Source organism: Streptomyces otsuchiensis (assembly GCF_004305975.1).
GTDB lineage: Bacteria > Actinomycetota > Actinomycetes > Streptomycetales > Streptomycetaceae > Streptomyces > Streptomyces otsuchiensis.
Genome location: NZ_BHZI01000168.1, coordinates 1 through 13,340, shown reverse-complemented (window position 1 = coordinate 13,340; position 13,340 = coordinate 1). Strand labels below are relative to the sequence as shown.

At 71.0% G+C, this 13,340-nt stretch carries 13 protein-coding genes; 8 read left to right on the top strand and 5 right to left on the bottom strand.

The window, feature by feature from the left end; genetic code table 11:
* From E0D90_RS16770 to E0D90_RS16755, 4 genes are all read right to left on the bottom strand, one after another.
* On the bottom strand, nt 1-197 hold a 197-nt coding region (locus tag E0D90_RS16770; RefSeq protein WP_130799083.1), incomplete at its 3' end, for an SCO5717 family growth-regulating ATPase.
* A 436-nt stretch (nt 198-633) separates the two neighbouring features.
* Nucleotides 634-1,356 (bottom strand): hypothetical protein, encoded by a 723-nt coding sequence (locus E0D90_RS16765; RefSeq protein WP_130799082.1) that lies wholly within the window; start codon nt 1,354-1,356, stop codon nt 634-636.
* 148 nt (nt 1,357-1,504) lie between these two features.
* Nucleotides 1,505-1,762 (bottom strand): DUF397 domain-containing protein, encoded by a 258-nt coding sequence (locus E0D90_RS16760; RefSeq protein ID WP_103502197.1) that lies wholly within the window; start codon nt 1,760-1,762, stop codon nt 1,505-1,507.
* Nucleotides 1,763-2,246: 484 nt separating this feature from the next.
* Nucleotides 2,247-2,522 (bottom strand): hypothetical protein, encoded by a 276-nt coding sequence (locus tag E0D90_RS16755; protein ID WP_227870268.1) that lies wholly within the window; start codon nt 2,520-2,522, stop codon nt 2,247-2,249.
* A 244-nt stretch (nt 2,523-2,766) separates the two neighbouring features.
* Here E0D90_RS16755 and rpsO point away from each other — a divergent pair, with 244 nt between their 5' ends.
* From rpsO to E0D90_RS16730, 5 genes are all read left to right on the top strand, one after another.
* Nucleotides 2,767-3,060 carry a 30S ribosomal protein S15 gene (rpsO, locus tag E0D90_RS16750; protein WP_103502196.1) on the top strand — a complete coding sequence of 98 codons (294 nt, stop codon included), beginning with the start codon at nt 2,767-2,769 and terminating at the stop codon, nt 3,058-3,060.
* Between the two features lie 288 nt (nt 3,061-3,348).
* A complete protein-coding gene (locus tag E0D90_RS16745) occupies nt 3,349-5,577 on the top strand; it encodes a polyribonucleotide nucleotidyltransferase (RefSeq protein ID WP_130799081.1) in 2,229 nt (742 codons plus the stop codon).
* Nucleotides 5,574-6,965 carry a M16 family metallopeptidase gene (locus E0D90_RS16740; protein ID WP_130799080.1) on the top strand — a complete coding sequence of 464 codons (1,392 nt, stop codon included), beginning with the start codon at nt 5,574-5,576 and terminating at the stop codon, nt 6,963-6,965. The genes E0D90_RS16745 and E0D90_RS16740 overlap by 4 nt, the downstream gene beginning before the upstream one ends.
* Nucleotides 6,966-7,069: 104 nt before the next feature.
* A complete protein-coding gene (gene dapB / locus E0D90_RS16735) occupies nt 7,070-7,825 on the top strand; it encodes a 4-hydroxy-tetrahydrodipicolinate reductase (RefSeq protein ID WP_103502193.1) in 756 nt (251 codons plus the stop codon).
* A gap of 1 nt (nt 7,826) precedes the next feature.
* Nucleotides 7,827-8,291 (top strand): hypothetical protein, encoded by a 465-nt coding sequence (locus E0D90_RS16730; protein WP_130799079.1) that lies wholly within the window; start codon nt 7,827-7,829, stop codon nt 8,289-8,291.
* A 187-nt stretch (nt 8,292-8,478) separates the two neighbouring features.
* On the opposite strand, the gene E0D90_RS16725 is transcribed toward E0D90_RS16730, so the two are convergent.
* Nucleotides 8,479-9,021 (bottom strand): SCO5741 family PH domain-containing membrane protein, encoded by a 543-nt coding sequence (locus tag E0D90_RS16725; RefSeq protein ID WP_103502191.1) that lies wholly within the window; start codon nt 9,019-9,021, stop codon nt 8,479-8,481.
* 299 nt (nt 9,022-9,320) lie between these two features.
* On the opposite strand from E0D90_RS16725, the gene thyX reads away from it, so the two are divergent.
* The 3 genes from thyX to E0D90_RS16710 all read left to right on the top strand — a co-directional run bounded on the left by thyX (nt 9,321) and on the right by E0D90_RS16710 (nt 13,091).
* Entirely contained in the window at nt 9,321-10,013 is a 693-nt protein-coding gene (gene thyX / locus E0D90_RS16720; protein ID WP_219806423.1) for an FAD-dependent thymidylate synthase, read from the top strand.
* A 277-nt stretch (nt 10,014-10,290) separates the two neighbouring features.
* Complete coding sequence (gene dapA / locus E0D90_RS16715; protein WP_103502190.1) at nt 10,291-11,190, top strand: 4-hydroxy-tetrahydrodipicolinate synthase; 900 nt, start codon at nt 10,291-10,293, stop codon at nt 11,188-11,190.
* A 215-nt stretch (nt 11,191-11,405) separates the two neighbouring features.
* Complete coding sequence (locus E0D90_RS16710; protein ID WP_103502189.1) at nt 11,406-13,091, top strand: ribonuclease J; 1,686 nt, start codon at nt 11,406-11,408, stop codon at nt 13,089-13,091.
* Nucleotides 13,092-13,340: the final 249 nt, after the last annotated feature.

Below are 13,340 nucleotides of genomic sequence, written 5' to 3'. Positions count from 1 at the left end.
TCGGACGCCCCACCGCCCCGTGGCGCCCGTGGGGCGGTGGCGGCGGGGCCCCCGCCCGAGCCGTACCAGGAGGGGGGTGTGAAGTCGACGGTGAACTGACCGGTCTCCTCCGGTTCGTCACCCTGCGGCTCGGCGTCGGGGCGGTCCTCCCCGTCGACCGCCTCCGCGGTGCGCATACCGTCCCGATCGCTGCTCACGACGCCTCCCGCTGCTGATGCTGCACCCTGGTCCGCCCACCCCGTGGCTGGGACCGACGCGGCGGCTCCCCTGCTCTCCCGCCGACGTGGACTCAGGTCTTGCGTACGGCGCGCTCGACCGCGCCTGCACTCAACACTAAAGGAGTCGGCAACCGGTCCGCGCCGTCGGCCCGGCGCCGGTGCCGAACCGTCCCCAACCCTCCACCGGCCAAGGGCATTCGGGGCACGGGCGATGCCGGCCGGACCCCGCCCCGCCGCAGCGGGCCGGCCACCCGCGCACGCCCCCGGCGCGACCGCGACCGACGGCGGGCGGGCCGCCGCACGCTCCGCATCGTGTCCCACCCGCCCCTTACGCGCGGCGGTCGCCGAACCCGCGGCGGCCGGCCCTCCAGTGGAAGGGCCGGCCGCCGCACGTACTTCCGCTACTTCCGCGCCGTCAGCCGGGCTGGATCAGGTTGCGGAACTCCTCCATCGACATGACCGATTCCTCGGGAGGCATGTTGATGTCCACCGTGTCGCCGAACGAGTCGTACACCGTGGTGCCGCCGCCGTCCACGTAGTCCGCCTCCATCCGCAACAGGTAGGGCTCGCCCTCGGACGCGGCGAGGTACACGTCCTCGCCCGCGGTGGACCGGGCCACCAGCGCGGTGGCGGGTGTGCCGTCCACCGTGGTGTCCCGCTCCGGGTCGAGTTCGGCGCCCGGGTAGATCTCGTAGAGGCTCCGGCAGTCGCCTCCAGCCTGGACGCTGATGTAGCGGTCGAGCGTGTCACCGGGAACGTCGAACTCTTCACCGCTCGCCTTGAGCTGGGCGGCGAACAGCGGCACGCCGGTGTAGACGACGCCGTCCTGGCAGAAGACCTCTCCGTCGGTGATGTCGGGGGCGTTCACCAGGATCCGCACCCCGACCTCGGGGTCCGACCACATCTCCTGTTCGCCGCCCTCGAAAGCGGTCGACGGCCCCTCGGCGCGGAAGGTGGTGCCCGACATCGCCTCGTTGACGGCCCGCGTCAGATCGGCGGCCGGCCCCTCCTCGGTGCCGCTCTCCGGCCCGGCGGCGAGCGGGTCGTTCTCGCCCTGCTCGGCGTCGGTCTCCGTTCCGTCAGCGCCGCTGCCGCAGCCGGTCAGCAGCAGCGCGCCGCCCACCAGTGCGAACACCATCCGACGAACACCCTGCGAAGCCATGGCTTTCCCTCCCCGACGCCGGTGGCGTCGGTCCGGTTGTCACGCCACGGCGGTGCCGTGCCGTACGAGGCGTGTGAGGTCTGGTGCGATCCGGTTCTCGTGCGTCGCGTCGCGACAAACCGAATCAGGTGATGTCGAACTCCCCGTCCCGCGCCCCGAGTACGAAGGCCTCCCACTCGGCCGCGGTGAAACGGAGCACGGTGTCGGGGTCCGCGGAGTTGCGCATCGCCACCGCGCCTCCGTCGAGATAGGCGATCTCCACCTTCTCGTCCTGCGGGCCGTCGGGGGCGCTGAGCCACTGCGCGCCGGAGATGTCCATGGCGTACAGCTCGTTCTTCTCCCGCTCCTTGCGGGCGGCGGTCTCCGCCTGAGTCTCGCTCATCAGTGCTGTCCCCTGTTCCTGCGTGCTGCTGTACGGGCGGTGCGCACGGGGGCGCCCGTGGCACGCACAGGATCGTAACGGAGAACGCACAGCCGGTCAGGGGGCGGTGAGCCGCGGTTCGTTACCGGCACGGGCCGGCGCCGCTCGGCCGACGGCGGCCGGACGGAGACGGTCGCACGGGGCGCAGCGAGCCGCCCCATGCACCGGTCCCCGGCCCCGTCGGCCGGCCGATCCAACCGGGAGTTCATCGGTCGTCGCGCGCCCGGCTGTGCGCTCCGTAGCTCAGGGAGCGGCGCACTCCTTGCACGCGCGCCCCACAGAACGCCCCGCGGTCCTCTTTCGCCCCATGCGGAGGGCCTCACGCACGGGACCAGCTCCCACGGGCGCCGCCAGAAGGAGAAGGGGGCGTGCAACCGAGCGGGACATCCGGAACGAGGGCCGTCGCCCACGCCGGTCACCCGCACCCCGGCCCACCCCGGCCCCGTCAGAGGCTGCGCAGCCACCAGTCGGCGGCGAGGACCAGGACGAAGCCGCTGACCAGCACGGCCATCCCCAGCCGGGTGCGACCGCGGCGGCTCATCTCGATGACGGCGCCACTGAGCGCGAACGCGGCCCCGTACAACCCCACCGAAAGCAGCGACGAACCGTCGCCCAGCCGGACGACCAGGACCACCGCCATCGCGGCCATCGCGGCACCGGCGATCCCCATGCGCAGTCGACGTGCCTGCTTGGGGGTGAGCTTCTCTCCGGTCGTAAACACGCCAGCAGCATAGACGTTCACCCGATCGGGGAGGTCCGCGCCGGCCGAGGCCACGGAACGACCGCGCCCCACCCCGCCCCACGCCGCGCACCCACGCCGGGCGGGTGCTCCCGCCACCGACCGCCGCACTGGTCCGGACGGGGGAGCGCGGCTGCTAAGGTTGCCTGGTTCCAGGAGTGAAACATTCCGACCCCTGTGAAGCAGACCAGGGGCGCTCCGGGACACGAAACCACAAGGAGTACGTGTGTCGTCGCTCGATGCCGCCACGAAGCAGAAGATCATCACCGAGTTCGCCACCAAGGAAGGTGACACCGGTTCCCCCGAGGTCCAGGTGGCGCTGCTCTCCCGTCGGATCACCGACCTGACCGAGCACCTCAAGATGCACAAGCACGACCACCACTCCCGCCGGGGCCTGCTGCTGCTGGTCGGCCAGCGCCGCCGCCTGCTCCAGTACCTGGCGCGCAAGGACATCACGCGCTTCCGTGCGCTGGTCGAGCGCCTCGGCATCCGCCGTGGCGCGGCCGGCGGCGCGCGCTGAACGAGCGGCATCGGGAGCGGTCTCCGGAAACCCGGGGGACCGCTCCCTTCGCCGTACCCGGCCCGGCACACCCATGTGATGACGGGCGGAAGCGGCCCGGCCCTTTGTAGGCTGGACCCACAAGGACACAAGTGAGGCGGGGCGCCTCCTGCCGCCGCCGGTCCTCGGTAGTGGCGTCCGGGCGGAATCTCCCGGGTGCTTCGATCGATGGCCGGCCCGTACACGAGGTGCTCCACCGCCACTGTTCCCGCCACACGGGCGGGGACACAGCAGAGGAGAAAAACCAAGGTGGAGAACGAGACCCACTACGCCGAGGCCGTGATCGACAACGGTTCCTTCGGCACCCGCACCATCCGCTTCGAGACGGGCCGCCTGGCCCGCCAGGCCGCCGGCTCGGCCGTGGCCTACCTGGACGACGACACCATGGTGCTGTCGGCGACCACCGCCTCGAAGAACCCCAAGGACCAGCTGGACTTCTTCCCCCTGACGGTCGACGTCGAAGAGCGGATGTACTCCGCCGGGAAGATCCCCGGTTCGTTCTTCCGTCGCGAGGGCCGGCCCTCCGAGGACGCGATCCTCACCTGCCGCCTGATCGACCGGCCGCTGCGCCCCTCCTTCAAGAAGGGCCTGCGCAACGAGATCCAGATCGTCGAGACGATCATGGCGCTCAACCCCGACCACCTGTACGACGTGGTCGCCATCAACGCCGCCTCCTGCTCCACGCAGCTGGCCGGCCTGCCCTTCTCCGGCCCCATCGGCGGCACCCGGGTGGCGCTCATCAACGGTCAGTGGGTCGCGTTCCCGACCCACACCGAGCTGGAGGACGCCGTCTTCGACATGGTCGTCGCCGGCCGTGTGCTCCCCGACGGTGACGTCGCGATCATGATGGTCGAGGCCGAGGCCACCGAGAAGACCGTCGAGATCGTCAAGGGCGGCGGCCAGGCCCCGACCGAGGAGATCGTCGCCGCCGGTCTGGACGCCGCGAAGCCCTTCATCAAGGTGCTGTGCAAGGCCCAGTCGGACCTCGCCGCCAAGGCCGCCAAGCCCACCGGCGAGTTCCCGGTCTTCCTGGACTACCAGGACGACGTGCTGGAGGCGCTGACCGCCGCCGTGCGTTCGGAGCTGGCCCAGGCGCTGACCATCGCCGGCAAGCAGGAGCGGGAGAGCGAGCTCGACCGCGTCAAGGCGCTGGCCGCTGAGAAGCTGCTGCCGCAGTTCGAGGGCCGGGAGAAGGAGATCTCCGCCGCCTACCGCTCCCTCACCAAGCAACTGGTGCGCGAGCGCGTCATCACCGACAAGGTCCGGATCGACGGTCGAGGTGTGACCGACATCCGTACCCTCGCCGCCGAGGTCGAGGCGATCCCGCGCGTGCACGGTTCCGCCCTGTTCGAGCGCGGTGAGACCCAGATCCTGGGCGTCACCACGCTGAACATGCTCCGCATGGAGCAGATGCTGGACACCCTCTCGCCGGTGACCCGCAAGCGGTACATGCACAACTACAACTTCCCGCCCTACTCGACCGGTGAGACCGGCCGGGTCGGCTCGCCCAAGCGGCGCGAGATCGGTCACGGCGCGCTCGCCGAGCGGGCGCTCGTGCCGGTCCTGCCGACCCGCGAGGAGTTCCCCTACGCGATCCGCCAGGTCTCCGAGGCGCTGAGCTCCAACGGCTCGACCTCCATGGGCTCGGTCTGCGCCTCGACCATGTCGCTGCTGAACGCCGGTGTGCCCCTGAAGGCCCCCGTCGCCGGTATCGCCATGGGCCTCATCTCCCAGGAGATCGAGGGCAAGACCCACTACGTGACGCTGACCGACATCCTCGGCGCCGAGGACGCGTTCGGCGACATGGACTTCAAGGTCGCCGGTACCCGCGACTTCGTGACCGCCCTGCAGCTGGACACCAAGCTCGACGGCATCCCGGCCTCGGTCCTGGCCGCCGCGCTCAAGCAGGCGCGCGACGCCCGGCTCCACATCCTCGACGTGATGATGGAGGCCATCGACACCCCCGACGAGATGTCCCCGCACGCCCCGCGGATCATCACCGTCAAGATCCCGGTGGACAAGATCGGTGAGGTCATCGGCCCCAAGGGCAAGATGATCAACCAGATCCAGGAGGACACCGGCGCCGACATCACGATCGAGGACGACGGCACCATCTACATCGGTGCCGCCGACGGTCCGGCCGCCGAGGCCGCCCGCGCCACGATCAACGGCATCGCCAACCCGACGATGCCCGAGGTCGGCGAGCGGTACCTGGGCACCGTGGTGAAGACCACCACGTTCGGCGCCTTCGTCTCGCTGCTCCCCGGCAAGGACGGTCTGCTGCACATCTCGCAGATCCGCAAGCTCGCCGGCGGCAAGCGGGTCGAGAACGTCGAGGACGTCCTCGGCGTCGGCCAGAAGGTCCAGGTCGAGATCGCCGAGATCGACCAGCGCGGCAAGCTCTCGCTGATCCCCGTCCTGGAGGACGAGGACGGCGAGACCGCCGACGACGACGCGAAGGACGCTGCCGACAAGTGACGCGCAACGCCCACCCGACGGCCCGCCCCTCCCACACGGAGGGGCGGGCCGCGGCCCGTCCGCGTGCCCTCACCCGGACCCTGCTCCGGGGCGAGAACGGTGCCGGTACCGTCCGCAAGACCGTGCTGCCCGGCGGGCTGCGCGTCGTCACCGAGACCGTGCCGTCGGTCCGCTCGGTCAGTTTCGGTATCTGGGCGCACGTCGGGTCCCGGGACGAGACCCCGTCGCTGAACGGCGCCACCCACTACCTGGAACACCTGCTCTTCAAGGGCACCTCCCGGCGGAGCGCGCTCGACATCTCCGCCTCCCTCGACGAGGTCGGCGGTGAACTGAACGCGTTCACCGCCAAGGAGTTCACCTGCTACTACGCCCGCGTGCTGGACAGCGACCTGCCGCTGGCGATCGACGTCATCTGCGACATGCTGACCGACCCGCTGCTGCTCCCCGAGGAGGTGGAGGCCGAGCGGGGCGTGATCCTCGAGGAGATCGCGATGACGGACGACGACCCCGGCGACGTCGTCCACGATCTCTTCGCCCAGACCATGCTGGGGGACAGCCCGCTCGGCCGCCCGGTCCTCGGCACGGTCGAGACCGTCGAGGCACTGACCCGGGACCGCATCGCGCGCTTCTACCGCAAGCACTACGACCCCACCCGGCTGGTCGTGACCGCCGCGGGCAACCTCGACCACGCGACGGTGGTGCGCCGGGTGCGCGCCGCCTTCGAACGGGCCGACGCGCTCAGCCGCGCCGACGCGGTCCCGTGCGCGCCCCGCACCGGCGACCGGCCGCTGAACGCCGCCGGCCGGGTCGGTGTGCTCGGCCGGAAGACCGAGCAGGCGCACCTCGTCCTCGGCCTGCCGGGCGTGTCCCGGGGCGACGAACGACGCTGGGCCCTGGGGGCGCTCTCCACCGCACTCGGCGGCGGGATGAGCTCCCGCCTCTTCCAGGAGATCCGTGAGAAGCGTGGGCTGGCCTACTCCGTCTACTCCTACACCTCCGGCTACGCGGACTGCGGCCTCTTCGGGATCTACGCCGGCTGCCGGCCCGCGCAGGTGGCCGACGTGCTGGCGATCTGCCGTGAACAGCTCGCGAGGATCGCCGAGGAGGGGCTGAGCGAGGCGGAGCTGCGCCGTGCCACCGGGCAGCTGGCCGGGTCCACCATGCTCGGACTCGAAGATCCGGGCGCGCTGATGCACCGGCTCGGGAAGAGCGAGATCTGCTGGGGAAGCCAGCTTTCACTGGATGAGATGCTGTCCCGCATGACGGCGGTGACGGTGGAGGACGTCCGGCAGGTCGCGGCCGAGGTGCTGGGCCGGCGGCCGTCCGTCGCCGCGATCGGGCCGCTCACCCAGCGGCAGAGCGACCGCCTGGAGTCGGCGGTCGCCTGAGCGCGGCCGCTGCCGGGACGGCCCTCCGGCCGTCCCGGCGGTGCCCGCCGGTGTCGCCGGACGCACCACGCCGTCCACGACCTCTGACGAGAAACGGAAGTGTCATGAGCAAGCTGCGCGTCGCGGTGATCGGTGCCCGGGGCAGGATGGGCGCCGAGGCGGTCAACGCCGTCGAGGCCGCCGAGGACCTGGAACTCGTCGCCGCGCTCGGCCGCGGTGACCGGCTGGAGGAGGTGACGGAGGCCGGGGCCCAGGTCGCCGTGGAGCTGACCCACCCGGACTCCGTCGTCGCCAACGTCGACTTCTGCGTCCGGAACGGTGTGCACGCGGTGGTCGGCACCACGGGCTGGACCGAGGGCCGCCTGGCCGACCTCCGGGCGGGGCTGGCGGCATCGCCCGCCACCGGCGTGCTGATCGCACCCAACTTCGGTATCGGTGCCGTGCTGACCATGCACTTCGCCCGCCAGGCGGCCCGCTACTTCGAGTCCGCCGAGGTGGTCGAGCTGCACCACCCGGGGAAGGCCGACGCCCCCAGCGGCACCGCCGTGCGCACCGCGCAGGTCATCGCCGACGCGCGCCGCGCGGCCGGCCTGCCGCCCCAGCCGGACGCCACCACGACGGCGCTGGAGGGCGCCCGCGGCGCCGATGTCGACGGGGTCCCGGTCCACGCGGTGCGACTGCGCGGGCTGGTCGCGCACCAGGAGGTGCTGTTCGGCGACGAGGGCGAGATCTTCACCATCCGACACGACTCGATGAACCGCTCCTCGTTCATGCCGGGGGTCCTGCTGGGAATCCGCCGCGTCGTCGAGACGCCCGGTCTGACCTTCGGCCTGGAGCACTTCCTGGATCTGGACGGCTGACATGGGCGCTCGCATCGGGTACGCGGTGGTCTCCGCCGTCCTGGTCGTCTACTTCGTGTTCGTCGGCCACCGGGGTGTGGTGCTCATCCTGCACGGCACGTGGGTGTCGGTGGCCCTGGGCCTGGCGGCGCTGGTGCTCCCGCTCATCGGGGCGTGGTTCCTCTGGCACAGCACGCGGTTCGCGCAGCAGGCCGGGCGCCTCACCCGTGAGCTGGAGGCCGAGGGTGGTCTGCTGGTCGACGACCTGCCGCGTGCGCCGAGCGGCCGGATCGACCGGGACGCCGCGGACGCGGCGTTCGCCCGGCGCCAGGCCGAGACGGAGGCGTCCCCGGAGGACTGGCGGTGCTGGTTCCGGCTCGCCGTGGCCTACCACGACGCACGTGACACGGCACGGGGCCGCCGCGCCATGCGGCACGCCATCGATCTGCACGCAGGCCGCGCTCCGGCCGCGCCTGGCCGGAACTGACCGCTTCGCCGCGCCCACGCCCCCAGCGGCGGGTACTCACGTCATGACGGCGCCCCGCGCCACGCCCTCCGTGGGGCGTGGCGCGGGGCGCCGTCATGACCGCGCTCGGCAACCGCCCGCAGGCGGCCGGGCGGCGGAGTGGCCCCGGGCGGAGTGTCTGCCACGGGGCCGGCGCACGGGCGGCCGGTCAGCGGTGCTCGGCGGCCCATGCCTCGATCAGGTCGGCGGCGCGCTCGAACGCGTCCGGCCGCCGGAGGAAGTCCGAATTGTGGTCGGTCAGCAATGTCCGCAGCGGCTCTCCCCGCCGCCGCTCGATCAGCAGCGCCTGCCCCTGCACGGTGCGCGGCAGGCCCACCCACCTCACCGGCTGCTGCACCGTGCTGACGCGGCCGACGTCCCGCCAGCGCACCGTGCGCGTCGTCAGCAGGCTGACCTGCCGGAGTCCGCGGGGGCTGACCCAGACCCCGATCCGCAGCAGCCGCAGCGCGAAGACGATGGTGAGGGCCGCCAGCCCCACGGTGGCCGAGGCACCGGCCGGCGTGCCGGCGAGCGCGATGATCAGCGCGGAGAACAGGATGTAGCTCGCGAGGAGAAGCAGGACAGCCGCGATCCCGACCCGCATGGAGCCGGGACGGTAGGGGCGGCGCCAGTGGTCCTGCGCCGCGTGGGGGAGTGCCTCACCCCGCGGTGCGTCGGGTGCGCGGTCGGCCGTCAGGAAGGGCAGTGGCACGGCTGGTCCTCGTTCGTTTCCGATGACGCGCGGGCGCGGTGCGTCGCGGTCGCGTGGGCGGGCACGGTGCTGGTCCGGTGGCGGACCCGATGCCCGGTGAGATTACCGCGCCGGACGGAGGCGGGCCGCGCCGAGAGGGGCCGATCGGCCGGAAGAATGCGACACCTGTGCTCAGGAGGACGCCGCGGCCCCCGGCCTGCGGGGGCTCGCCCCGGCCCTCATAGGCTGTGCGGAGCCACCCCACACGTGATGCCCGGGAGGATCCTCCGTTGACCGATTCACCTCGCTTCCGCAGCGACATGTCCGTCGAACTGGTAAAACACAGCGCGTCCGACTCGGACGTGCTGTGGGCGGCCCGGGTCTCGACGGCGGGGGAGCAGTCGCTGGCCGAGGTCACCAAGGACCCGGAGCGTTCCAAGGGCCTGATCAACTACCTGATGCGGGACCGTCACGGCAGCCCGTTCGAGCACAACTCGATGACCTTCTTCGTGAGCGCTCCGCTCTTCGTCTTCCGCGAGTTCCACCGGCACCGGGTCGGCTGGAGCTACAACGAGGAGAGCGGGCGCTACCGTCAGCTGGAGCCGGTCTTCTACGTTCCGTCGGAGGAGCGCAAGCTGGTCCAGCAGGGCCGGCCCGGCAAGTACGAGTTCGTGGCCGGGTCGCCCGAGCAGCACAAGGTCGTCACCGAGGCGATGGAGGAGTCCTACCGGCAGTCGTACCGGGCCTACCAGGAGATGCTGGACGCCGGGGTGGCCAGGGAGGTGGCGCGCGCGACGCTTCCGGTCGGCCTGTACTCCTCGATGTACGCCACGTGCAACGCGCGGTCGCTGATGCACTTCCTCGGGCTGCGCACGCAGCACGAACAGGCCAAGGTGCCCTCGTTCCCGCAGCGGGAGATCGAGATGGTGGGTGAGCTGATGGAGGCCAGGTGGGCCGAGCTGATGCCGCTGACCCACGCGGCGTACAACGCCAACGGCCGGGTGGCCCCCTGAGGCCAGGCCCCACGTGGGGCCTGGCCGGCTCCGCGCCGCCCCCGGGCGACCGGTCCGACCAATGACCGGTCGGCTCCGGCCAGGGTCGCCCCGGCGGTCATCCGCCCGGAACGAATACCTGAGCGATGGTGTCCGTATTGCGGTGCTTTGGGAAGTTCGTCTACGCTGAATGAACGGACCCGGTACTGCCTGAACCCCCGAGCAGGCAGTGCCGGGCTCCGTGTCTTCCGTGCCCCGATGCGGCACACTCCACTGAGCTGCGAGTAGCGTGGGACATATGGCTCCGACCTCCACACCGCGAACCCCCTTCGGGCGGGTGCTGACCGCCATGGTCACGCCGTTCACCGCGGACGGCTCCCTGGACCTCGACGCCGCCCAGCGGCTCGCCGCTCACCTCGTGGACGCCGGCAACGACGGCCTGGTCGTCAATGGCACCACCGGTGAATCCCCCACCACCACCGACTCCGAGAAAGCCGACCTGGTCCGGGCCGTCGTCGAGGCCGTCGGTGACCGGGCGCACGTGGTCGCGGGAGCGGGTACCAACGACACGCGGCACAGCGTGCACCTCGCCCGTGAGGCGGAGAAGGCGGGCGCGAGCGGCCTGCTGGTCGTGACGCCGTACTACAGCAAGCCCCCGCAGGAGGGGCTCTACCAGCACTTCACCACCATCGCGGACGCCGGCGACCTCCCGGTGATGATCTACGACATCCCGGGCCGCAGCGGTGTGCCGATCAACACCGAGACGATGATCAGGCTGGCGGAGCACCCGCGGATCGTCGCCAACAAGGACGCCAAGGGCGACCTCGGCCGCGCCAGCTGGGCCATCGCCACCACCGGACTCGCCTGGTACAGCGGCGACGACATGCTCAACCTCCCGCTGCTGTCCGTCGGCGCCGTCGGCTTCGTCTCCGTCGTCGGCCATGTCGTCTCCCCGGAGCTGCGTAGCCTCGTCGACGCGTTCACCAGTGGCGACGTCACCAAGGCGTCGGAGATCCATCAGAAGCTGCTGCCGGTCTTCACCGGCATGTTCCGTACCCAGGGAGTCATGACCGTCAAGGCCGCCATGGCGGCCCAGGGCATGCCCGGCGGTCCGGTACGGCTGCCGCTGGTCGGGCTCACCGAGGACGAGACCGAGCAGCTCAAGCGCGACCTCGTCGCCGGCGGAGTGCAGCTCTGACCCCGCGGCACGCGCGGCGCGCCCGTCCCTGACGGCACCCGGACCACGGAGTGCCCGGGGACGCTCGCGCCCGCCCCGGGCCGGGCCACCGGCCCGGCCACAGACTTCACAACTGAAGAGAGCCCAGCCAGCGCGAGACATCTCTCGCCGATACCAGTCACCCGCGCCACGTGCCTGACGCCAGGCAGGTGGCGCGGGTCGTGAGGAGCGTTCTTTTGAGTCACCCACACCCCGAGCTCGGCCGCCCGCCGAGCCTGCCCGAAGGCGGCCTGCGGGTCACCCCTCTCGGCGGCCTGGGCGAGATCGGCCGCAACATGACCGTCTTCGAGTACGGTGGACGGCTGCTGATCGTCGACTGCGGCGTCCTCTTCCCCGAGGAGGAGCAGCCCGGGATCGACCTGATCCTGCCCGACTTCAGTTCCATCCGGGACCGGCTCGACGACATCGACGCGATCGTCCTGACGCACGGGCACGAGGACCACATCGGCGGTGTGCCCTTCCTGCTGCGGGAGAAGAAGGACATCCCGCTCGTCGGTTCCAAGCTGACGCTCGCGCTCATCGAGGCGAAGCTGCAGGAGCACCGCATCCGTCCCTACACCCTTGAGGTGCGTGAGGGGCAGCGGGAGCGGTTCGGCCCGTTCGACTGCGAGTTCGTCTCGGTCAACCACTCGATCCCGGACGCGCTCGCCGTGGCGATCCGCACCGACGCCGGCATGGCCGTGCACACCGGCGACTTCAAGATGGACCAGCTGCCGCTCGACGGCCGCCTCACCGACCTGCGCACCTTCGCGCGGCTCGGCGAGGAGGGCATCGATCTGCTGCTCTCGGACTCCACCAACGCCGAGGTGCCCGGTTTCGTGGCGCCTGAGCGGGAGATCTCCGGCGTGCTGCGCCAGGTCTTCGCCGCGGCGGACAAGCGCATCATCGTGGCGAGCTTCGCCAGCCACGTGCACCGCATCCAGCAGATCGTCGACGCGGCGTACGAGAACGGCCGCCGTATCGCGTTCGTCGGGCGGTCGATGGTGCGGAACATGGGCATCGCCCGTGATCTCGGCTACCTGAAGGTGCCACCGGGGCTGGTCGTCGACGTGAAGGCGCTCGCCGACCTGCCCGAAGAGCAGATCGTGCTGGTCTGCACCGGCTCCCAGGGCGAGCCGATGGCGGCGCTGTCCCGGATGGCCAACCGGGACCACCAGATCCGGATCACCCCGGGCGACACGGTGATCCTCGCGTCGTCGCTGATCCCCGGCAACGAGAACGCCGTCTACCGCGTCATCAACGGACTGACGCGGTGGGGCGCCAACGTCGTGCACAAGGGCAACGCCAAGGTCCACGTGTCCGGGCACGCCTCCGCCGGCGAGCTGCTGTACTTCTACAACATCTGCAAGCCGAAGAACCTCATGCCGGTCCACGGTGAGTGGCGCCACCTGCGGGCCAACGCCGAACTGGCGGCGAAGACCGGGGTGCCGCCGGAGAACATCGTGATCGCCGAGGACGGCATCGCCGTCGACCTCGTCGACGGCCGGGCGCGCATCTCCGGGAAGGTCAGGGCTGGTTACGTGTACGTCGACGGGCTCTCCGTCGGCGACATCACCGAGGCCAACCTCAAGGACCGTCGCATCCTCGGGGACGAGGGCATCATCTCGATCTTCGTGGTGGTGGACTCCAGCACGGGCAAGATCGTCAACGGTCCCACCGTGCACAGCCGTGGATCGGGCATCGACGAGAACGACTTCGCCGCCGTGGTGCCCAAGATCGAGGAGATCCTGGCGCGTTCGGCCCAGGACGGGGTCGTCGAGGCGCACCAGCTCCAGCAGTTGGTGCGCCGGGCCGTCGGCAAGTGGGTCTCCGACACCTACCGCCGGCGCCCGATGATCATGCCGGTCGTCGTGGACGTCTGAGCCCATCACCCCGCGGGGCGCCCGGATTTGCATCTGGGCGCCCTGCTCCAGTACGTTTACGTCATCGCCGCAAGGGGAACCGGAAACAGTCCGCTGGATCTGGCCCCTGACGCATCAGCAGGAAGCTCCAACAGCCGGTCACGGCAAGGGAATTACCTCTGATACGGTGGTGAACACCGAAGGGAAGCCCGGAGGAAAGCCGGAAGGCGATCCAAAGGAAGCGTCCGTTCCTTGAGAACTCAACAGCGT

Excerpts from the sequence above, each read along its gene's own strand:
- E0D90_RS16765 (WP_130799082.1), bottom strand. The coding sequence starts at position 1,356 with ATGGTGTTCGCACTGGTGGGCGGCGCGCTGCTGCTGACCGGCTGCGGC.
- E0D90_RS16760 (WP_103502197.1), bottom strand. The coding sequence starts at position 1,762 with ATGAGCGAGACTCAGGCGGAGACCGCCGCCCGCAAGGAGCGGGAGAAG.
- dapB (WP_103502193.1), top strand. The coding sequence starts at position 7,070 with ATGAGCAAGCTGCGCGTCGCGGTGATCGGTGCCCGGGGCAGGATGGGC.
- E0D90_RS16730 (WP_130799079.1), top strand. The coding sequence starts at position 7,827 with ATGGGCGCTCGCATCGGGTACGCGGTGGTCTCCGCCGTCCTGGTCGTC.
- thyX (WP_219806423.1), top strand. The coding sequence starts at position 9,321 with ATGTCCGTCGAACTGGTAAAACACAGCGCGTCCGACTCGGACGTGCTG.
- dapA (WP_103502190.1), top strand. The coding sequence starts at position 10,291 with ATGGCTCCGACCTCCACACCGCGAACCCCCTTCGGGCGGGTGCTGACC.